We start from the raw sequence: 21,725 nt of genomic DNA, 5'->3' as shown, positions 1-21,725 counted from the left end.
GTGGGAAATGGGCAGTGGAGGAGCGTGAACCTACTGCGCGAAGCGCTCGTTGACCTTGCGCGCCATGTCGATGGACTCCTTCTTAGCCGGAACCCAGTCGGTGATATCGAAGATGGCGGACATCGTGTCTGGGTCGACCTCAGAGAAACCATCCATGAGGTCGGTGATTTCCTTGCGGCGCTCTTCTGGGACATCGTCCGAAATGACGACGCCGCCGTTGGGGTACATGTCGGTGTATCCGAAGACGACGAGCTTCTCAGCCAGGTCAGGAGCCTCGGACGAGTCGATGGTGGAGCGTGCGTCCCAGAAGCTAAAGCCCACCTCAGCGTCGCCGTTGTAGACAGCCATGATGGAAGCATCGTTGGAGGTTACCGGGACCTTCTTGAGGCTATCGACGTCGATACCCTGGGACTCCATCGCCATGACCGGCAGCTGGTAGCCGGCCGGGGAGGTGGCACCGAGCATAGCGACGGTGGTCTCACCATCGATCTTCTTCAGTGCCTCGAGGCCCTTCGGCCCCTGGCCCTTGTTCTCGTCTGCGGTGGCGGTGCCGTTGCAGTAGAGGTACTCGGCGCCGCTGGCAGCGTAGGTGGACTTGACTGGCTCATCTTCGCAGTACTTGTCCGGGTTGTTGGTGACGAACTGGCCGGCGTAGGAATCTGCACCGAAGCGCTCGTCCTGCAGCACAGCGTGGGCGTCGTACATGTCTTCAGCGGAGGCCAGCTGTGCAGCGGAGGCGATGGCGATGTCTGCTTGGCCGGAGCCGATGGCCTCGACGGCAGCCTGGTAATCCTTGGTCACGACACCCTCGACCTCCACGCCGAGCTCCTCAGAGAGGTAATCGGTCAGCGGCTTCGCGGTGGTCACCAGGTCATTGACCTTCTCGTTTGGGATGAGCGCGAGGGTGAGCTTCTCATCGGAGCCCTTGGCAGAATCGGAACCGTTATCGGAGTCGGAAGAGCAGGCGGTGAGGGAGAGGGACAAGGTAAGTGCGGTGGCGGCAAGAGCGGTGAAACGGCGCATAATGAATGTCTTTCTGTGCGTGTGGGTTAAAGAGCGGAGGTCAGTTCGGGAAAGATGTCGGTGACGCGGGTGACGCGCCACGTCGGGTCAGCTTCAGGGGAGGTTGCGAAGGGGGAGTTAACGAGCACGGTGCGTCCGCCTACGGCGGCCACGGGTGCGAGGTCGAACTCCCAAATATCGCCGAAGGAGATGAGGTGAGTCGGATCCGTGTCGGCGAGATCGGTGTCGAGGATGCGGGTCAGTCCTTCGGGTTTGCCCACTCTGGTGTAGACGGTGTCGAAGGACCTGTCGAGGCCCAGTGTGTGAAGGGCAGCGCTGAGGCCAATCTCTGGAGAGTTAGTCGCCAGTATGGCGCGGCCGGGGTAGGAAGCAAGGAATTCGGCAAGCCCCTCAGGGGCGGTGATACCGGTGTCGGCGAGGTTCTCCCGGGAAGCCAGATATGCCTCCTGGCAGGTCTCTTCCGGCACGTTGAGTTCAGCGGCGAGAGTGCGGACGAGGTGGTAACCGTCGCGTGCTGATCCGACGTTATCGGAGTTCAGCAGCGCTTCGGCGTCTTGAGCAATGGATGGGTGCCCGGCTTTCTCTGCAATAAGGTGCGCATAGGCCAGCACGGGACCGTGGCCAAGGCTGACGGTCCCGTCAAAATCGAAGAGAAGGACTGGGCGAGTTATGTCTGTGGACATAAAGTACAAACTAACGGCGGTTTATGTACTTCGCGACCGCACGCGGTAAACATTCAGTGAACAGTGCGTGCACATCTGGCTTTGGTACCCTAAGGGGCTGTAAAAATCTCTTCTCGAAGGCTGACATTATGTCTCTTCCCACCGAGCAGTTACTGCTCGAACGCTTTATGAAGCTCTCCATCGCTACCGCAGTGGCCACGATCGTGCTCAAGATTGTCGCTGCTGCGGTGACGGGATCGGTGGGCTTTCTTTCCGACGCCCTCGAATCTGGTGTGAACCTCGTCGCCGCCGTTGTAGGTTTTGTGGCTATTAGGATTGCGGCAAAGCCGGCAGACTCAAACCACCAGTTCGGCCACGGCAAGGCCGAATATGTTTCCGCGCTGGTGGAGGGTGCAATGATCTTCGTCGCTGCGGCGATGATTATCTATACGGCCATTCGCCGACTTCTGGAGCCGCAGCCGCTGGAGCAGCCTGGGCTCGGACTTTTACTATCGCTCGTGGCCTCCCTGCTGAACCTGGGCGTGGGCCTTCTGCTTGTGCGCGCGGGAAAACAACACCGTTCGGCCACCTTGCAAGCAGATGGAAAGCACTTGCTTACCGACGTCTGGACGTCCGTCGGCGTTATCGTCGGTATTGGAGCGGTGGCGTTGACAGGCTGGCTGTGGCTGGACCCGATCATCGCCTTTGCCGTGGGCCTCAATATTTTGTGGACTGGCTACAAGTTGCTCAAAGAATCGTTGAGCTCCCTGTTGTCGGAGTCCTTGCCCAAGAAAGAACACGCGCAGCTCGACGCCCTCCTCAACGAGCTGGAGGAGCACCATGACGTGGAATTTACTTCGCGGCGCACCGTTGCTTCGGGCCGCAACCGCTTGGTGTATCTCACGATGGATGTTCCCGGCCAGTGGACGGTGCTGCACTCGCACACCATCGCCGACCGCATCGAAGACGCCATCGACGAGCTTTTCCCTGGCGCCGAGGTGTTCATCCACGTTGAACCTGCAGGAACGGTTCATCGCCGGATTCTGCGCATGCCGTAATGCTTGCAGCTAGCGCAGGCTGGCCACGCCGCGTCCGCCTTCCATTACCCACGGCCAACTCAGACCGTTCTTGGTGAGGACATTGACGCGGATCTCATCGGGGACAATCCAGTCCTTGTTGGCGTAGCCCAGCAAGTATTCGTCGAACGCAGGCAGCTCGAGTCGTAGTTCTAGGGCAGTACGGATGTCCTCCGCAGAAACATCTTCCTGCCAGGTGGCCATCCAAAAGTCTTGGCCATCGTGGCGAGTGCGTCGAGCGTCTGCCGACTTCAAAGCTGTGGTGGCTTGAGTCTTGCTGAGCTTTGACCACGCTTGGAGGTCTTCTACCGAGACCGGACCATGACCTGAGATATACCGTTGACCAAGTTCGTGAAGGGGATGCGCGGGCTCGTGTTGGGCAACGGGAAGCGCATCAACGTGAAGAAAGGTTTCCTGGTTGCCGTCCTTGGGGCCTTGGACGAGGTCACCTGCCCCGCCGAAGGCACGCAGTAAGTGGGAGCCGCGACCTTCTGTGGGATCCACGCCCGTCTCGGCGAAAAGCTCATAGACCTGCGCGCGGGTTAATGGTGTGGTGACTGCGCTGTGGAGGGCCTCTGAGCACGCTTCAACCATCTCTTCGCTGAGCCCTAGACTGGGGCGCCGAGACTTCTGGCTTGCGGCGATGCGTGGATAGAGGAGACAGGACATCCAGCGGACGTCGGCAGCCGGCATGAAGTGCAACGTCCCTCGCTGGGGCCAGCAGCGCACCACGCAGTAGCTTTCTATCTCTTTCAGAACCTTGTCATCGTCACACCCGGCGCGCAGGGAAAGTGCACGAACACCAGCGTCGTAGGTCTGCCCCTGTAGAGCAAGGAGATGCTCAGCGACGTCCAGCGCCGAGGCGAGCGATGGCCGCGCGGCCGATGGCGCTAGCCCTTGGGCAATGAGCCGGCGCGCTAGGAGTTCATCACGGGATAGCTCGTGCATGGTTTCTCCTTTAAAGCCGGAAGGTCTTCATCAGCTGCATACCCGTGGAAACGAGGGCACGGAAGCGCTCCGGTGAGATGTACTCCGAGGGCGCAAGCGGGTGCAGGCGCTGCTCGGCCACGGTGCGCTCGTTGGCCCACAGGCGCATACCAGTGATGCCATGACGGTGGTTCAGACCTGATTCCTTCACTCCACCGCCGGGTGCCGCAATGGAACCATAGGCGGCGGCGAAGCCTTCGTTGATGTTGACCATGCCGGCTTCAAGCTGAGAAGCGACCTTCCACGCGCGACGGGAATTCCCTGACCAGACGGAGGCGGACAGACCATAGGTGGTGTCGTTCGCTTGCTGGATGGCTTCGGCATCAGAGCTGACCGGATAGACAGCGAGCACTGGGCCGAAGGTCTCCGCGGCATAGAGGTCCATGTCTGGGGTCACACCAGTCAGCACGGTGGGCTCGTAGAAGAAGGGCCCAAGATCTGGGCGGTGTTGGCCACCCGTAACCACGGTGGCGCCCTTGTCAACGGCGTCCTGTACATGGGCTTGTACCGCGTCGAGCTGGCGCTGCGAGGTGAGCGAGCCGATGGTGGCGGCATCGGAGAAGGCTGCGCCCAGAACGTGCTCCTCCAGCGCGTTCTTTAGTTCTGAGAGGAACTCCTCGAAGATGCTCTCGTGTACATAGGCCCGTTCGGCGGACATACAGAGCTGGCCAGACGAGGAGAATGCGGTGCGCACGGCGCCCTGGGCGGTGGGCTTAAGGGGGGCGTCGTCAAGCACCAGCATCGGGTTCTTGCCGCCTAACTCCAGCATGGTGGGGATGAGGCGCCCCGCAGCCTGGGTAGCGATGGATTTGCCTGCCTTCGTCGAGCCAGTGAAGGACAGTCCATCGACGAGGGGTATGAGGGCATCGCCCACGTCCGCACCGTTTCCAGGAACCAGCTGCCAGGCCGCCTCCGGCAGACCTGCCTCAATAGCCAGGCGCCTGAGCAGAATAGCTGTCAGAGTGGTCTGAGAATCCGGCTTGTGCACCACAGCGTTGCCCGCGGAGAGCGCGGCCAGCACGTCGCCGACGCCGAGGGAAAGCGGATAATTCCACGGCGAGATAAGCCCCACCACGCCCAGCGGGTAGTGCTGGGTGCGCGTCTTGGTTAGCACTGGAAGCGCGCCCGGATGTCGGTCCGCGCCGAAGGCCTTGCGAATGTTGACCGCGTAGAAGCGCGCACAGTTATACAGATCCATCAGCTCGTCATAGGCATGGGAGCGGGACTTGCCGTTCTCTGCCTGAATGAGGTCGAGGATGAGTTCCTCGTTCTCGTGGACGAGGTCGTGCAGACGCAAGAGGATGGCAGCCCGATTGCCTTGGCCCACGCCGGCGCGGGCATACTCGACGGCCCGTTCCACGTCGTGCGCGGTAGCGGTAGGGAAGCTGAAAAGGTCCTCGCCAGTAAAAGGAGTGTGGGCGTGGTGCTCCTCACCGGTGCCGCGGACATCGCGGGCGGGGTTGGTATCAAGGAAATTCTGGACACGCTGGGGGAGACGAGTCTGGGTGAAGGTTTTCATGGTGACCATTGTCTCAAAAATATTTCGGATCGCTACACGATCTTCGAGATTTGTCTCACAAACCTAAATGGGAGTGGTTAGGATAACTCTATGGCAATCCTTTCCACCATCCCCAGACAGGACGTTCGCTCAGCGATAGAACGCCTCGTGCGGTCTGGCGAACGCTCGGCGCCTTGTGGAGTCATTGACCTTGAGGCGTTTGATTTCAATGCTCAGCAGATGCCGACCCGCTCCGGGGGACTGCCTATTCGCGTTGCCTCCAAATCAGTACGCAGCGTCGCGGCCCTGCGTCGCGCGCTTTCACACGAGGGCTACCAGGGAATCCTGGCCTACTCGGTGCCCGAAGCACTTCACCTCGTCGCAGAAGGTTTCAGGGATATCGTCGTGGCCTACCCGAGCGTCAATCGCAAGGCTCTGCGTGAACTTGCTGCCTCCGACACCGCGCGTGAGGCTGTCACGGTCATGGTGGACAGTGTCGAGCTTCTGGAACTGCTTCCTGGCCCTGTGAAAGTGGCCATTGACATCGATTGCACGCTCCACCTGCCGGGTGCCGTTGTGGGCCCGCGCCGCTCGCCCATACGGGAACCGGAACAGGTCACGGAACTTGCTCGGGACATCATTCGACGTGGTCATCGGCTGGTAGGACTCATGGCCTATGAAGGGCAGGTGGCATCCGTTGCGGATGGCTTGCCTGGCCCGGTGGGAGCGGTGAAGCGCTGGCTGCGCACGCGCTCCATGTCAGACCTAGCCCCTCGCCGCCGTGCCTGCGTGGAGGCAGCGCGGGCGGTTGCGGATATCGAATTCGTCAACGGTGGCGGCACCGGCAGCCTCCAGGAATCGGCAGCCGAGGGAACGCTTACTGAGCTTGCTGCAGGTTCGGGCTTCTACACGCCGGCGATCTTTGATGACTTCACAGGCATCAACCATAAAGCGGCAGCGTTCTTCGTCTGCCAGGTCTCCCGCGTTCCCGCGCCGGGCTGGGCCACGGTCAACTCCGGCGGCTGGATTGCCTCCGGGCCACCCGCGAAGGATCGCGTTCCGGTTCCAGTGTGGCCAACAGGGCTGAGCTACTCCAGCACCGAAGGCGCCGGGGAGGTACAGACGCCTCTTCGAGGCGTGGATATGAACGTCGAGGACCTGGTGTGGTTCCGCCACGCCAAGGCCGGAGAAATGACAGAAAACGTCGGCCACCTTCTAGCCGTCGGACCTGACGGCGTTGATGTCTGGGACACCTATAGAGGACAAGGATGGACACTGCGATGACCACATTTACTAACTGGGCGGGCTCGGTCACGACGAAACCCGCGGAATACCTCCAGCCCACGCGTATTGATGAGATTCCAGACATCATTACTCGTTCCCGCAGCGTGCGTGCAGTGGGTGCCGGTCACTCCTTCACGCCTATCGCGGCAGGGGAGGAGACGATGCTCAATCTGGATCACGTGAGTGGGCTGGTGGGCGTCGATAAGCAGCGCAAGCGCGTTCGTTTCCTGGCGGGTACTCGGTTACGTGATGTCCCAGCCCTTCTGCGTCCCTATGGGTTGGCGCTGGCCAATCAGGGCGATGTGGACCCGCAATCGCTGGCAGGTGCGATTTCGACCTCGACCCACGGCACCGGCATTAATTACACGGGCTTTGCGGGGACAGTCACTGGACTGACGCTTATCGACGCCTCCGGCAACACCCGCACCTACTCCATCGACGAAGACCCAGAACTCCTTCGCCTCGTAGTCGTCAGCGTGGGCGCGCTCGGCGTGGTTGTCGAAGTCGAGATGCAATGTGTGGATGCCTTCGACCTGCTGGCAGAAGAGTCAGGTATTGCCTTTGATGAGTTAATGGATAATTGGGAGGAGCTCTCCCGGGGCGTCGATCACTTCGAGTCCTACTGGTTCCCGCACACCGACCGCGCAATGGTCAAGGCCAACACGCGCCTCGAACCGAATGGGGAGCGCCGCTCACGTCTCAAAGCGCTTATCGACGACGAGCTCATCGGCAACGGCGCCTTCGCCGCAGCCTTGGCGCTGGGCCGTCTCATTCCGGGGACTATCCCGACGCTCAACAAGTTCGCCACCTCGGTCATCTCGAATAACCGTTACCGTTCCGCCGCCCACGACGTCTTCGTCAGCCCGCGCCGGGTTCGTTTTCACGAAATGGAGTATGCAGTGCCGCTTGCCGACGGCCCCGCGACCGTCCGCGAAATCCGCCGCTTCATCGACGAGCAGGATTGGCTCATCGGATTTCCAATGGAGCTGCGTACGACGGCCGCGGATGACGTTGCCCTGTCGACAGCATCGGGCCGCGAATCGATGTACATTGCCTTCCACATTCCACGCGCGCTCAACCCGCAGGATTACATGCCCAAGCTGGAGCCTATTCTCCGCGCAGCCGGTGGGCGCCCGCACTGGGGCAAAATGAACTCCCTGTCCCGAAACGATTTTGCTCAACTTTATACAAGATTTGATGAGTTCTGCGAGCTGCGTGAAAAGATGGACCCAGAGTGGAAATTTGGCTCTGCGTACCTGCGGAAACTGTTCGGATAGGGGCGTCGTCAAGCACGGCATAGATGCAAGGTGGGATTCGAAAGTATCTCTGATCTTTGGTAGCGTGTGGAAGTCTTAATTCCATAACGCTGTCGAAGAAGGTGTCTCAAACGTCCTCTGAATCCCGGTCCCTCATTACGCCGACATTCGTGTTTGCGTGGTTGGTAAATTTCGCCCAGTTTACGGTCTTCTATCTGCTCGTGACCATCATGGCGCTTTATGCCGTCGAGCAGTTCCAGGCTTCGGATACGGCGGGCGGGTTTGCCTCAAGCGCCTTCGTGGTGGGGGCGACGATTGCTCGCCTCTTTTCGGGCTACATTGTGGATGCTGTTGGGCGGAAGCGATCGCTGGTCATCTCCCTCATCGTGGTAGCTGTGGCGATGGCGCTGTATTTCCCGGCCCAGTCTCTGCCTCTGTTGTTTGCTGTCCGCATCTTGCACGGCTTCGGATATGCGGTGGCGTCGACGGCTGTGATGGCGGTGGCGCAATCGGTTATCCCGGACCATCGCCGCGCTGAGGGAACCGGATACTTCGCCTTGGGCACGACGCTGGCTACAGCTTTTGGTCCGGCGGCAGGCCTAGCGATTGTCCACAATGCTGGCTATAACACCGTGTTTCTCGTGGCGCTGACGCTCACGGTAGTCGCTCTGGGGCTGGGGCTCATCGTCAAGGCGCCCGCGCAGGAGCACCGTAGTGTCTCCTTCTCGTTGGGGAATATTATGCACCCAGCAGTGGCACCTTTTGGCGTGTTCATTCTTCTGGTCGGTGTTGCCTATACGGGAATTATTACCTTCCTGAATGGTTATTCCTCTCACGCTGGCCTGGAGAAGGGCGCTAGCTACTTCTTCTTGGCTTATGCGGTGGTGAGCCTCATTCTGCGATTTGTGTTGGGCAAGCTGCAAGATCGCCGCGGTGACAACATCATCATCTACTCATCACTGATCTTCTTCATTGCCGGCCTGGCTGTCCTTGCCTCAGCTAGTGCTGATTGGCAGATTATTGCTGCGGGCGCCTTGGTGGGTATCGGATACGGCTCTATCCTTCCGGCGGGCCAGGCTATCGCGGTACGTCTGGTGCCGATGCACGAGATGGGTGCGGGGATTTCGACCTTCTTCCTGCTGCTGGACGTCGGTATTGGTTTCGGTCCGATTCTGTTGGGTCAGGTTATCTCCGCGACAGGTTACTCCGTCATGTACTGGTTGCTGGCAGGCTTGATGCTGGTGGCTTCGGTGGTGTACTTCATTGTTCACGGACGCAAGGACATTGCGCGCGGTGACGTGCGGTACGAATAGATTCCTTGATGGCCTCACAGCGTAATTTTGCTCATTGGCCTTTAACTGTTGGTGCCGAACATCCAGGCGAAACGTTCGGGCACTACCCCCGTTTATAGTAACGACTTGACTTGAAATTACCAGTGGGTCTAGCCATCCATGGTGTTTGGCGCTAGAATCATGGTTAGAACATTTCTTCTAATACATGTCTATCTCGGGGAAACCATGACCACCGTTACGCGTCCGCCAACTTTTTTCTTTTCCACTACCAACCCCAACAATCCACACGCCATAGCACGCTGCAAAGCCCGCCGAGCCACCTACGAGACCTGGGTCGGGGCGATGCCCAGCCTTGAAGCCGATATCGACACCACCGCCTTATCCCTAGTGGCTGCCTGGTCGCTACCGGAAGGCCACATCAAATCAGGTCTGCGCGCTATCTACCGTCTTGATAGCCTGCCGAAAGTCAAAGCCATACAAGATGCCCACTGTTTGCTGGACATTGAATCCTTGATCGCTATCGACCAACCCCTCTCAGCACTAACGGCGTTGACTGCTGAAACCTTGGACTTCATCGACTCGATCCTGGCTGATTTTTTCACCCCTACCAAGCCGAATCAGGCTTTTCCTACCCGCAGTCAAATCAGGCGCAAAGTCCGCGACCTGTGCAAAACCCTGGATGATTCCATTGCTTTTCGCGATACCCGCCCCAAAGACGCTTACCGCTTTTCTTCTAACGGCACTTCCGCCTGGCTTGAACTGCAGTGTGATGAAGACACGGGCATTAAAATCGATGCCTTCATCCATAAAACCGCCGCACAAGAAGGCATCACCATCACCGATGCAATCAAGAAGCTTCTTAGCGGTGAAATCACCCCACCGGCCACCGTGGTCTTACACACCTACCAAGCCTGCGATATTGAGAATGCACCAACCTTCATTGAAGGTTTTGGTTGGCGGGCTGAGTCCATGCCGCATGACAAGACCCGGGACTTAACCGGTGATATAGCCGAAGCGGACGGCTACCAACCAGGAATCATCATGCGCAAATTTGTCGAAGGCCGTGACGGTACTTGTCGGGTCGGCGGATGTGGCAAACCAGCCTTCCACTCCCAGTTGGATCACCGGCATAACTGGGCCGAAGGAGGGCCTACTCATCCAAAGAACCTGGCGTGTTTATGCCAAGGGCATCACAACATGAAAACTGATGGCACCCTGAAATACTTGCTGGATCCCTATAGTGGGGATGTTATCTGGCTTTTCGCCGACGGTACGTGGACAATCACCGAAGCCGACGGGCCTCTAGCACCAAAGCAAAAGCGCTGGGCACAAACAGTCGCCCAACATGTCACCGCCACGAGGAAACGAGTGCGCGAAGAAGCTCAACGTCTCAAACAGGAACTCGACGATTACTACGCAGAACAAGCCAAGGCCGAGGCCGACACTGATGCTGGCACCGACGACATCCCCTTCTAAGCTATTCGTCGTCTGAGACGACGGAAGCGAAGAGAACGCCTCCGCCGGTGATAATTGCAGCGGCAACGGGGTAATACGCCGGGGCCAGTTGGTTGTCGGTCTTATCAATGAGCCAAGTGGCGATCATCGGTGCGGTACCGCCAAACACTGCGTTTGCCGTGTTGAAGGTGAGCGCAAAGCCAGAAAGACGAACATGGGTGGGGAACTGTTCAGAGAGGAACGAGGGGAGGACGCCGTCGTTAAGCGCAAGTACGCCGCCGAGACACACTTGAATGATGATGACAAGGAGAATCCCGGCACCGTCGAGGAGCATGAATGCTGGGACGATGAAGACCCCATGAAAAGTGCAGCGCACAGCATGGTGGTGCGGCGGCCCAAGCGGTCTGATAGCAGGTGTTTCCGCCATGCCCAACTCTTGGGAGAGGTAGATAGGCAGATAAGTCAGGATGACATAGAAGCCGATGGCGTTGAAAACCGCGCCCGAGAAGGCAATAGCCAGGGCCTTAGGGTACTTGATGACCTCGCGAAGAGGGGATTCCTCCGTGTCATCTTGGTTCTCAAAGCGGGAAGACTCATCGGCGTTGCGGCGAATCCACAGGCCATAAAGTCCGAGAGGGAGGGCGATGAGGAAGGGGACGCGCCAACCCCAGGAGATGAGGGCATCGTCGTCGAGCACGCCGGTGAGTGAAACTGCGATGAGGGAGCCCAGTAGCAGGCCGGATGCCGTGGCGGATGGAACGATTGCGGCGTAGATTCCCCGCTTATGCGTCGTCACTTTCGTTTAAGCGTTTACGCTTTCACGGTCGTTTTCGTCGTCGTTCATGATGCTGGAGACACCATTTTCGGCAGCGTCCCACGTGGCCTGGTCCTGGATGCCGGCGCGCTTAGCCACAATGGTGGCGCACAGGGACTGGCCGGTGACGTTGACGGCGGTGCGGCCCATATCGATGATGGGCTCGATGGCGAGCAGTAGGCCAACACCGGCGAGCGGGAGGCCCAGGGTGGAAAGAGTCAGCGTGAGCATCACAGTCGCGCCCGTGGTACCCGCGGTAGCGGCGGAACCGATGACGGAGACGAAAATGATGAGAAGGTACTGGGTCAAGGAAAGATCGATGCCGTAGAACTGGGCAATGAAGATTGCCGCGATGGCCGGGTAGACGGAGGCACAGCCATCCATTTTGGTCGTCGCACCCAGTGGGATGGCGAAGGAGGCGTACTCGCGCGGCACGCCCATAGCTTTCTCAGTGAAGCGTTCGGTGACTGGCATGACACCCATGGAGGAGCGGGTGACAAAGCCGAGGGAGAAGACCGGCCAAACACGCTTGTAGAAGCCGATGACTGGAATGCGGTTAAAAAGGAGTACAGCGGGGTACACCACGACGATTACCAGGGCAAGGCCCACGTACATTGCCAGAACAAACTTGCCCAGGGAGCTCATCGCGTCCCAGCCGTAGGTCGCCACGGCCTTACCGATGAGGGCCGCGGTGCCGATCGGGGCAAGGCGAATGATCCACCACAGGACCACCTGGATGACCTTGAGGAAGGATTCGGTAAAGCGCAGGAAAGGATCGGCGGCCGTGCCGGCCTTCACAGCAGCGATACCCAGCGCTAGGGAAATGACGAGGAGCTGGAGGGCACCAAAGCCCAAGGAAACAGAGTCGTCGCTCAAGGATGCAGAGAGCCCGAAGAAATTGGAGGGGACGAGCTGCTGAAGGAAAGCGGTCCAGGAACCGACGTGGGAAGGATCGGCGGCAGTGGAGGCGTCGACAGTCGTGCCCACACCCGGCTTCATCACGAGCGCTACTAGGATGCCGGCTAGAACCGAGAAGAAGGCAGTGATGGCGAACCATACGAGGGTGGAGATTGCGAGCGAAGCAGCGTTGGTGACCTTGCGCAGGTTGGCAACCGAGGTAACCACCGCGGCGAAGATGAGCGGCGGAACCATCACCTTGAGCAGCTGGACGTAGGCGCCGCCGATGCCGGAGAGGGTATCGGAGAGCCAAGAGGATTCCATGCCGGAGGCAATGAAGCCGAGGATGAGGCCAATGATGAGGCCGGCGATGACCTGGGCGCCAAAGCCGGTGGCCCAAGAGGGCAGCGTGCGGGAAGAAGTGTTAGACACGAGAAATTCCTTCTAAACAGCGTTGTATAGAAAAGACCAATTGGTTCGCATATTACGAACAGATCGGTTCGCTAGAGATATCAACACAGTACGCTGGATGTAAATTCCCACGCAACTTAAGGAATGCGTTTAGTCCAGGCATCGGTGAGGAATTTTGTGTCGACGAGGCGGTGGGCGTCGGCAAGCGTGGCGTCGGAAAGATCGGCGTCGACGGCGCCATAGCGAGTGGCGAACTCGCGCGCCATCGTGTCGATAATCTCCTTGCGTGGCACGCCGGTCTGTCGGCGCAGTGGATCGACGCGCTTCTTTGCGCTGGCCAAACCCTTGGATGAGACCTTGACTTTGCCGATGCGCAAGACCTCCAGCATCTTGTTTGCATCGATGTCGTAGCTCATCGTTGTGTGGTGCAGCACCGCACCTTGGCGCCGCTTCTGGGCTGCGCCACCAATCTTGCCGCCGTCCGACGTGATGTCATTGATCGGCACATACCACGCATTTACTCCAAGCTTGCTCAGTGCGGCGAGCACCCATTGGTCCAGGTATTCATAGCTGGCCTCGTAGGAATAGCCGGCCACGAGAGACTCCGGAGCGTACAGGGAATAAGTCACGCAGTTGCCGCCCTCCATAAACATGGCGCCACCGCCGGAGATGCGGCGCACGGGGATGATGCCGTGCTTGTCGACGCCTTCCTGGTCCAGCTCGTTGGAATAGGACTGGTATGAACCGAACACGACGGCCTTGTCTTCCCATTCCCAGAAGCGCAAGGTAGGGCCGCGCTTTCCTGCGGCTACCTCGTTGAGAAGGACCTCGTCGAGCGCGACATTGACTGGAGTGGGGAGAACGCCGGGACGCAGAATTTCCCACGAATGGTCGGTGAAATCGGTGCCGCCGGACAGTGCTCGCTTGACGGTCGTGGCGAGGTGCCGGGTGTTAAAACCGTGCAGGGCGACGGGTTCGTCGACGCGTTGCAGGGCGGCGTCGAGGCGGGATTGAATGTCGGCCGTACTTGAGGCGGTGGTGAGGCCGACAAGGGCTGGGCTGAGGGCGTCGTAGGCTTCTTCGGGCTCAAGGAAGAAGTCTCCAGAGATTGTGGCATTGCTAATGGTGTTGTCGGAGTCCACGTCGATATCGACGACGATGAGTTTGCCGCCGGGGACCTTGAGTTCAAAGTGTCTATTTGTGCTCATGGTGTTCAGAGTACCTAGAGGGGTAAAAGTGCACGCGTGGAAATAGACCTTTAACTCCATTTTGCGAGCGCGGGGGTACCGATGATTTGTTGATACTTCCTGTGAAGGGGGTAGAAGTTTGTGTGGAAAATGGACATTGTTGCAATGGAGGCGGAAGTGCACGTTGCCTTGCCGTCATGTGGTGCAGCGATGCCCTGTCGCTTCGTTTTCGACCGAGGGGTGTATAAAACGGGCCACTATGGTGCATAAATGAGTATGTTACCTAATCGTTATAGGTTGTGTGACCTGCGATAAGCGCGTGGAAACTGGTTAATTTGGGTCGCGGAGGTGGCGAGTTGTTGATTTGTCCGTATCGTGGAGAGCAGAGCAAACGAAATAGCAAATCGCTACCCCTTCCAACCTTAGATTCGGGGGTGGCGATCGGCTCGGCACGTTTGCCACCGATAGATAGACCATTTGTAGAAAGGTTTAAAGAACAATGGGCAAGAACATCAAGGATCTTTTCGACGCAACCGCATACGACAAGGCTGGCGAGAAGCTTGGTTCCGTCAAGGAGGTCTTCGTTGATGAGCAGACCGGTCAGCCGACCTTCGTTGAGGTCAACCACGGCCTGTTCGGCATGAACTCCAGCCTGGTTCCGCTCCGCGGCCACGACTTCAACGGTGATGAGCTCAAGCTGGCTTTCTCCAAGGACCGCATTGAGGGTGCTCCGGACTTCGACTCCGATAAGCCGCTGACCCCGGAGGCTCAGGCCGATATCTTTAAGCACTACAACCTGGAAAACGCACAGGACGTCACCACCTACCGCGATGAGCGCGCTGGCACCACCACCGGTGCAGGCGCTGCTGGTGCTGGCGTTGCAGGTGCTGGCGTTGCCGGTGCTGGCGCTCACGCCAACGATGAGACCGTGACCACCGAGCGCACCGCAACCACCGACCGCGCTGCTGCCACCGACACCACCGCTGGTCACAACCTGACCGACAACGACAACGAGCTCATCCGTTCCGAGGAGCGCCTGGACGTCAACAAGGAGCGCGTAGCTACCGGCGAGGCACGTCTGCGCAAGTACGTCGTGACCGACACCGAGACCGTTGAGGTTCCGGTTGAGCGCGAAGAGGTTCGCGTCGAGCGCACCCCGATCTCCGAGGCTGACGCCGCTAACTTCAACGGCACCATCGGTGACAACGACACCGCAGAGGCTTCCGTCACCCTGCACGAGGAGCGCGTGAACGTTGACAAGAAGACCGTTCCGGTTGAGAAGGTCAACCTGTCCAAGGAGACCATCCAGGACACCGAGACCCACACCGAGGAGCTGCGCAAGGAGCAGATCGACACCGAGGGTATCACCGACGTCCGCAAGTAAATCGGGATAAAGAAAAGGGCTTGAAGCTTAAGGGCTTCAGGCCCTTTTGGTGTTTGTAGAGGCCGTCTAGCAAATCGAGGCGGAAGGAAGTAGGTTTGAGGGTATGTCTCGATTTAGTCCGCTGAACTGGCCAGTCGTGCGCCAGATCCGCAACAAGGATGCCTTCGGTCGCGACTTGTCGACCCAGTCGGCACACAGCGAGGATCTTCGCGGCCGCACTGTCGACGCAGACCGCGTGGTGCAGTCGGTATGCCCCTACTGCGCGGTGGGCTGCTCCCAGCGCGTTTACGTCAAGGATGACCGCGTCATTCAGATTGAGGGTGACCCGGATTCCCCGATTTCCCGCGGCCGTTTGTGCCCGAAGGGCTCTGCTTCTGAGCAGCTGATTAACTCCTCTTCCCGCGTCACCACGATTAAATACCGCGCGCCCTATGCCACCGAGTGGCAGGAGCTCGATGAAGAGACCGCGATGAACATGATCGCGGATCGTTTTGTGGAATCGCGGAAGAGGCATTGGGAAGACGTCGATAAGCAAGGGCGTCCCCTCAACCGCACCATGGGCATTGCCGGATTGGGCGGTGCGACGCTGGACAATGAGGAGAATTACCTCATTAAGAAGCTGTTTACGGCAACCGGCGCGATTCAGGTCGAGAACCAGGCGCGCATATGACACTCCGCTACCGTTCCTAGTTTAGGAACGTCGTTTGGCCGTGGCGGCGCAACCCAACCGCTGCAGGATATGGCGAATGCGGACTGCATCGTCATCGAGGGTTCTAACATGGCGGAATGCCACCCCGTGGGTTTCCAGTGGGTCGTTGAAGCCAAGAAGCGTGGTGCACGTATTATCCACGTGGATCCGCGCTACACGCGCACGTCTGCGTTTGCGAACCGCCACATTGGTATTCGCGGTGGCACGGACGTGGTACTGCTTGGTGCAATCATCAAGTATGTGCTGGACAATGACCTGTATTTCCACGATTACGTGGTGAATTACACGAATGCGGCGTCCATTATTTCCTCCGATTTCCAAGACACGGAAGACCTCGAGGGTCTGTTCTCTGGTTATGACTCGGAGACGGGCAAGTATGTTACGGATTCGTGGCAGTATGTGCAGAAACCCGAGGGCTCCTCATGGAACGTGGAGAAGGACCCGACTCTTCAGGATCCGAACACTGTCTTCCAGATTCTGAAGCGTCACTACTCGCGCTATACCCCGGAGATGGTGGAAGAAACCTGCGGTATTTCGCAGGAGGATTTCCACTACTTGGCTAACTCCATCGCGGAGAATTCCACCCCGGAACGCACTACCTGTTTTGCCTACGCACTGGGCTTTACCCAGCACACCTTGGGCGCTCAGTTCATCCGCACGGCGGCAATTTTGCAGCTGCTAATGGGCAACATTGGCCGCCCGGGTTCGGGCATCATGGCGCTGCGTGGACACGCCTCGATTCAGGGATCGACGGATATTCCAACGCTGTTTAACTCGCTGCCGGGCTACCTTCCGATGCCGCACGTGGACCAAGCAAACTGGAGCGAGTACCTCGATTCCTTCCGCAAGGACGACCAGAAGGGCTTCTGGCAGATAGGTGAGAACTATGCCGTGTCCTTGATGAAGTCCTACTGGGGTGACGCCGCCACTGAAGAGAACGAGTGGGGCTTTAACTTGATGCCGCGCTTGTCTGGTGCGCATTCGACGTACGAGACACTTCTCGCCATGCTGCGCCAGGAGGTGGAGGGCTACATCGTCTTTGGACAGAACCCTGCTGTGGCACAGTCCAACGGTGGTATGCAGCGTCGCGGCCTCGCTTCGTTGAAGTGGTTGGTCGTGCGTGACTTCCAGGAGATCGAGACCGCATCCTTCTGGAAGGACTCCCCGGAAATCAAGAACGGCGAGCTTAAGACCGAGGACATTGGAACTGAGGTCTTCCTGATGCCGGCGGCCACCCACGTGGAGAAGTCCGGTACCTTCACCCAGACTCAGCGCATGGTGCAGTGGCGCTTCCAGGCGACGCCGCCTCCAGGCCAAGCACGCAGTGAGGCGTGGTTCTTCTACCACTTGGGCAAGAAGATTAGGGAGCGCCTCGCGGATTCCACCGATCCGCGCGATCTGCCGATTAAGGCAGTGACGTGGGATTACACAGAGGACGAGCATGGCGACCCGAGCTCGGATGAGATCCTGCGTGAAATCAACGGCTACTACCTTGATGGGCCGAAGAAGGGGCAGCTCTTGCCGGCCTTCACAGAGATGCGTGCCGACGGCTCGACGTCTGGCGGATGCTGGATTTACACCGGCGTGTACAAGGATGGCATCAACCATGCCGCGAAGAAGGTTCCGGGCTCCGAGCAGAACGAAGTTGCACTCGACTGGGGCTGGGTCTGGCCGGCTAATCGCCGCATCCTGTACAACCGTGCCTCCGCGAAGCCGGATGGAACTCCGTGGTCGGAGCGCAAAAAGTACGTGTGGTGGGATGAAACCCAAGGCACGTGGGTCGGTGACGACGTGCCGGACTTCCCAGCCACGAAGCGTCCAGACTATGTTGCACCCGTGGATGCCGTGGGCCCAGATGCCCTCGACGGTGATGATCCGTTCATCATGCAGGCAGACGGCTTGGGTTGGCTCTTTGCGCCAAAGGGATTGTCCGATGGTCCGCTGCCGACTCACTACGAGCCGCAGGAATCCCCGGTCACGAACGCTCTGTACAAGCAGCAGCAATCGCCAACTCGCCTGACCATTAAACGTGAGGACAACCTCTCACGCCCAGAGCCAGGGGAGCATGGCGCAGATGTGTTCCCGTTTGTGTTCTCCACGTACCGTCTGACGGAGATGTACACCTCGGGTGCGATGTCGCGCCGCCTGCCGTTCTTGGCGGAGCTGCAGCCAGGTTTGTTCTGCGAGGTGGATAAGGACTTGGCAGCAAAACGTGGTTTGGTCAACGGCGAGTGGGCCACCATCGTGTCGCCGCGTGGCGTCATTGAAGCCCAGGTGCTGGTGACTGACCGCATGGAGATGCTCACCATTAACGGTGAGGAGTTCCACCAGATTGGTCTGCCGTATCACTACGGCGAATCGGAGACTACCGATGTGGCTGGCGACGGCGCTAATGACCTGTTGGGCCTAACTTTGGAGCCGAATGTGTTCATTCAGAACTCCAAGGTCGGTGCCTGCGATATTCAGCCGGGACGTCGCCCACGTGGAGAAGCACGTGTCAAGCTATTGCGGGAGTACCAGGAAAGGGCCAACCTGACTGTGGAGTCGGGCAACCAGGTTCTCGATGTGAGTGATGAATTCACCACCGAAGGACAGGCAACGGAGGACAACACAGGTGATGATTCCACCGCAGGCAACGTTGCTGATTACGAAGGCAAGGAGGGTTAGACACCGTGGCTAATGCATTAACGGAAAAAGCCGACAAGCACGGCTACGAGTCCTACCAGCGTATGGCCTTCTTTACCGATACCTCCATTTGTATTGGATGTAAGGCCTGCGAGGTGGCGTGTAAAGAGTGGAACCGCAACCCGGTTGAGGGTTATGCGGTGACCGGTAACTCTTATGACAACACCGGTTCCTTAGGCGCAAACACGTGGCGTCACGTGGCGTTTGTTGAGCAAAACAACGAGCGCATTGAACAGGCACGCGAGGAAGGCCGCCAGCTCATCTCGCTGGGTATGCCGACGACGCAGGTACCGACGACGCCACCGGATACCGATGACTTCCGCTGGCTCATGTCCTCTGATGTGTGCAAGCACTGCACCAATGCCGGCTGCCTGGATGTCTGTCCGACGGGTGCGTTGTTCCGTTCGGAGTTCGGCACCGTCGTGGTCCAAGATGACGTGTGTAATGGCTGCGGTACCTGTGTGGCTGGCTGCCCCTTTGGCGTGATTGAGCGCCGCGATGATGGTGGCGTCACGCTGAAAGCAGATAAGACGGCCACGGCAGACTACGAAGTTCCTGACCACGCGGGCGTGAATGTGTTGGCCAAGCTCAAGCAGCTCAAGCCGCAGGGCCCAGACCACGTGCCGGGACAGACCATGCCTATTAAGAACCTCGGCGTGGCCCAAAAATGCACCATGTGCTACGACCGCCTCAAGATTGGTGAGCAGCCCGCCTGCGCGAAGACGTGTCCTACGGATTCCATCCAGTTCGGACCCTATGAGGAGATGCTTGCCGCAGCGCAGGAACGCGTTCGCGTGTTGCACGAGCAAGGGCTTACTGAGGCACGTCTGTATGGAGCGAATAGCGAGGATGGCGTCGGCGGTACCGGTTCCATTTTCCTGCTGCTGGATTCGCCGGAGGTCTATGGTCTGCCGCCGGATCCGCGCGTGCCCACGGCAGACTTGCCGCAGATGTACAAGACCGCGGTGAAAGCCATCGGAGGAATGGCACTCGCCGTAGCAGGAGCATTCGTGTTGGGAGGCCGCAAGTGAGCGAATTTGATGAGTACCGCCCGCCGCAAGAGCCACGTCGCTTTCGCGGCAAAAAAGGTACTAAGAAACGCAAACGGGTAGGTGCTGGCGCCCAGGACGGCTCCAAAGAACAGCGTATGGCGGAGGACTTCGAGTTCACTTCCTACTACGGCAAACCCGTGGTCAAGGCTCCGCCGTGGGAGTGGCCGATTGGTGGCTACCTCTTCCTTGGTGGCCTCGCAGGCGGTTCAGCTCTGTTGGCTACTGGTGCGCAGGTCACGGGTAATAAGGAATTGCGGCGTTCGACGAGGCTGACGGCCTTTTCGGCGGCGTCGGTAGGCTCGGTGTTCTTGATTCTGGACTTGGGCCGCCCGGAGCGCCTCCTCAACATGTTCCGTGTGTTTAAGGTGACCTCACCGATGTCTATCGGCTCGTGGATTCTGGGGAGTTTCGCCTCGGCTGCCGCGCTCCCCGCGGTTGTGGAAGCTGATGAGCTGGTTGGAGGGGTGCTTCCTGCTAAGATTCGGGGTCTCCTCGACAAGGCAGCTGCTCCGGCTGGCGTGGTGGCCGGAGTATTCGGTGGTCCGCTGGCCGGATACACCGCCGTCTTGCTGGCGAATACCTCGAATCCGACGTGGAACGATGCGAAGAAGCACCTGCCGTATGTGTTCGTATCCTCGGCGTCGGCAGCCGCATCAGGAGCCGCCATGGTTCTCACCCCAGTAGAGAGCGCAGCGCCCGCACGTGCTCTTGGCATGACGGCCGCTGCGAGTGACCTGGTGGCCACCCGCATTATGGAAAACAACATGGAGCCCGAGCCCAAGCGCCCGCTGCATGAGGGAATTCCAGGAAAGCTCATGAAGGCCTCCGAGGCGCTCATTGCAGCCGGCGGCGTGGGATCCGCAGTAGCGGCACTGACAAAATCGCGGGCGGTATCGGTAGCTTCGGGTCTGGCGCTAATGGCGGGCTCCGCCTGCACACGTTTTGGCGTGCTTAACGCTGGACTGGAAGCGGTGAAGGATCCGTCGACGACCATCGGGCCGCAGAAGCGCCGCGCGGAGGCCCGCCGCAGGGCAGAGGGCCTGAAGCGCTCGACGGTGACTAGCGGATAGTAATCCCGGAGCCTTCCACGGTGCGGCCGATGACCGGGTAACCGGGAACCTCGCCGATGACGAGCAGGCCGCCCGAGGTCTGGGCGTCGGCGAGGAAAACGAGGTTCTCCTCGCTGAGCTCGGTATCGAGGTGGGGGCGTACCCACTCCAGGTTGCGGCGCGAGCCGCCCGGGATGAACCCTTCTGCAAGGGCTTCCTTCGCGCCCTCAATGGCAGGAACAGCGGAGAAGTCTAGCTCCGCACCGATTCCGGAGGCGCGGCACATCTTGTAGAGGTGCCCCAACAGTCCGAAGCCGGTGACGTCGGTGGCGGCACGTACCCCGGCTGCTACCGCGGCAGCGGCCGCATCGCGGTTCAGCGTGGTCATAGAGTCCACCGCGGCCTGGGAGACCTCGCCGGTGGCCTTGTGTTTATTGTTGAGGATGCCCACGCCAATCGGCTTGGTCAGCGTGATGGGAAGCCCGGCCTCGGCGGCGTCGTTGCGCAAGATTTTGTCCGGGTGGACGATGCCCGTGGCCGCCAAACCATAGGTGGGTTCCGGAGCAGTGATGGAGTGACCACCGGTGATGGAGATGCCGGCTTGAGATGCCACGTCCATTCCACCGCGCAGGACCTCGCGCAAAATGTCGAGGCCAAGCACCTCGCGCGGCCAACCCACGAGGTTGATGGCGGTAATGGGGGTGCCGCCCATGGCGTAGACGTCGGACAGCGCGTTGGCAGCGGCGACGCGGCCCCAGTCATACGGATCGTTGAGCATCGGCGTGAAGAAGTCCGCGGTAGAGATGACCGCGAGTCCGTCGTCGATGCGCACGGCGGAGGCATCGTCGCCGTCGTCAAGCCCCACCAACACGTTGGGGTCCGCGGTGCCCACGAGTCCCTCAACGGCAGACTCGAGTTCGCCCGGGGGGATCTTGCATGCACAGCCGCCACCGGCGGCAAAGGACGTTAGTTTAATGTCAGTCATAAGTACTACTTTAGCCCCG

The 21,725-nt window shown here is 59.3% G+C and carries 17 protein-coding genes; 9 read left to right on the top strand and 8 right to left on the bottom strand.

What is annotated here, in order from left to right:
* Positions 1–30 precede the first annotated feature (30 nt).
* Positions 31–1,023: a phosphate/phosphite/phosphonate ABC transporter substrate-binding protein gene (locus I6J72_RS06555; RefSeq protein WP_115021599.1), complete on the bottom strand. Its 993-nt coding sequence runs from the start codon at positions 1,021–1,023 to the stop codon at positions 31–33.
* 26 nt (positions 1,024–1,049) lie between these two features.
* Positions 1,050–1,706: an HAD family hydrolase gene (locus I6J72_RS06550; RefSeq protein WP_204098620.1), complete on the bottom strand. Its 657-nt coding sequence runs from the start codon at positions 1,704–1,706 to the stop codon at positions 1,050–1,052.
* 128 nt (positions 1,707–1,834) lie between these two features.
* On the opposite strand from I6J72_RS06550, the gene I6J72_RS06545 reads away from it, so the two are divergent.
* The gene (locus I6J72_RS06545; RefSeq protein WP_239107213.1) at positions 1,835–2,743 is read left to right on the top strand and encodes a cation diffusion facilitator family transporter; all 909 of its coding nucleotides are present in this window, start codon (positions 1,835–1,837) and stop codon (positions 2,741–2,743) included.
* Positions 2,744–2,752: 9 nt separating this feature from the next.
* Here the strand turns inward: I6J72_RS06545 and I6J72_RS06540 are convergent, their stop codons facing one another.
* Together I6J72_RS06540 and I6J72_RS06535 are read right to left on the bottom strand one after the other, a co-directional pair.
* Positions 2,753–3,709 (bottom strand): DNA glycosylase AlkZ-like family protein, encoded by a 957-nt coding sequence (locus tag I6J72_RS06540; RefSeq protein ID WP_204098619.1) that lies wholly within the window; start codon positions 3,707–3,709, stop codon positions 2,753–2,755.
* A gap of 10 nt (positions 3,710–3,719) precedes the next feature.
* Positions 3,720–5,267, bottom strand: a complete 1,548-nt coding sequence (locus I6J72_RS06535) for a succinic semialdehyde dehydrogenase (RefSeq protein ID WP_204098618.1) — start codon at positions 5,265–5,267, stop codon at positions 3,720–3,722.
* A gap of 90 nt (positions 5,268–5,357) precedes the next feature.
* Here I6J72_RS06535 and I6J72_RS06530 point away from each other — a divergent pair, with 90 nt between their 5' ends.
* The 4 genes from I6J72_RS06530 to I6J72_RS06515 all read left to right on the top strand — a co-directional run bounded on the left by I6J72_RS06530 (position 5,358) and on the right by I6J72_RS06515 (position 10,554).
* Positions 5,358–6,530: an alanine racemase gene (locus I6J72_RS06530; RefSeq protein WP_204098617.1), complete on the top strand. Its 1,173-nt coding sequence runs from the start codon at positions 5,358–5,360 to the stop codon at positions 6,528–6,530.
* Positions 6,527–7,807, top strand: a complete 1,281-nt coding sequence (locus tag I6J72_RS06525) for a D-arabinono-1,4-lactone oxidase (RefSeq protein ID WP_239107211.1) — start codon at positions 6,527–6,529, stop codon at positions 7,805–7,807. The genes I6J72_RS06530 and I6J72_RS06525 overlap by 4 nt, the downstream gene beginning before the upstream one ends.
* Before the next feature lie 101 nt (positions 7,808–7,908).
* Positions 7,909–9,099 (top strand): MFS transporter, encoded by a 1,191-nt coding sequence (locus I6J72_RS06520; protein ID WP_115021605.1) that lies wholly within the window; start codon positions 7,909–7,911, stop codon positions 9,097–9,099.
* 204 nt (positions 9,100–9,303) lie between these two features.
* Complete coding sequence (locus tag I6J72_RS06515) at positions 9,304–10,554, top strand: HNH endonuclease signature motif containing protein (protein WP_204098615.1); 1,251 nt, start codon at positions 9,304–9,306, stop codon at positions 10,552–10,554.
* Between the two features lies 1 nt (position 10,555).
* Here I6J72_RS06515 and I6J72_RS06510 read toward each other — a convergent pair whose 3' ends face one another.
* From I6J72_RS06510 to I6J72_RS06500, 3 genes are all read right to left on the bottom strand, one after another.
* Positions 10,556–11,329, bottom strand: coding sequence for an MFS transporter (locus I6J72_RS06510; protein ID WP_239107209.1), 774 nt, complete (start codon positions 11,327–11,329; stop codon positions 10,556–10,558).
* 6 nt (positions 11,330–11,335) lie between these two features.
* Positions 11,336–12,676 (bottom strand): dicarboxylate/amino acid:cation symporter, encoded by a 1,341-nt coding sequence (locus tag I6J72_RS06505; RefSeq protein WP_204100379.1) that lies wholly within the window; start codon positions 12,674–12,676, stop codon positions 11,336–11,338.
* A 116-nt stretch (positions 12,677–12,792) separates the two neighbouring features.
* On the bottom strand, positions 12,793–13,863 hold the full coding sequence (locus tag I6J72_RS06500; protein WP_204100378.1) for a biotin/lipoate A/B protein ligase family protein: 1,071 nt from the start codon (positions 13,861–13,863) through the stop codon (positions 12,793–12,795).
* Between the two features lie 478 nt (positions 13,864–14,341).
* Between I6J72_RS06500 and I6J72_RS06495 the strand changes: the two genes are divergently transcribed.
* The 4 genes from I6J72_RS06495 to nrfD all read left to right on the top strand — a co-directional run bounded on the left by I6J72_RS06495 (position 14,342) and on the right by nrfD (position 20,742).
* On the top strand, positions 14,342–15,226 hold the full coding sequence (locus I6J72_RS06495; RefSeq protein ID WP_204100377.1) for a PRC and DUF2382 domain-containing protein: 885 nt from the start codon (positions 14,342–14,344) through the stop codon (positions 15,224–15,226).
* A gap of 103 nt (positions 15,227–15,329) precedes the next feature.
* A complete protein-coding gene (gene fdnG / locus I6J72_RS06485) occupies positions 15,330–18,602 on the top strand; it encodes a formate dehydrogenase-N subunit alpha (RefSeq protein WP_239107538.1) in 3,273 nt (1,090 codons plus the stop codon).
* Between the two features lie 5 nt (positions 18,603–18,607).
* On the top strand, positions 18,608–19,651 hold the full coding sequence (locus I6J72_RS06480) for a 4Fe-4S dicluster domain-containing protein (protein WP_204100375.1): 1,044 nt from the start codon (positions 18,608–18,610) through the stop codon (positions 19,649–19,651).
* A complete protein-coding gene (gene nrfD, locus I6J72_RS06475) occupies positions 19,648–20,742 on the top strand; it encodes an NrfD/PsrC family molybdoenzyme membrane anchor subunit (protein WP_204100374.1) in 1,095 nt (364 codons plus the stop codon). The genes I6J72_RS06480 and nrfD overlap by 4 nt, the downstream gene beginning before the upstream one ends.
* On the opposite strand, the gene selD is transcribed toward nrfD, so the two are convergent.
* Entirely contained in the window at positions 20,732–21,706 is a 975-nt protein-coding gene (gene selD / locus I6J72_RS06470) for a selenide, water dikinase SelD (protein ID WP_204100373.1), read from the bottom strand. The genes nrfD and selD overlap by 11 nt on opposite strands.
* Positions 21,707–21,725: the final 19 nt, after the last annotated feature.

It is taken from the genome of Corynebacterium sp. FDAARGOS 1242, assembly GCF_016889985.1.
In the GTDB taxonomy this organism is placed as follows: domain Bacteria; phylum Actinomycetota; class Actinomycetes; order Mycobacteriales; family Mycobacteriaceae; genus Corynebacterium; species Corynebacterium minutissimum_B.
The sequence above is the reverse complement of the archived record's forward strand: the minus strand, read 5'-3'. Positions and strand labels throughout refer to the sequence as shown.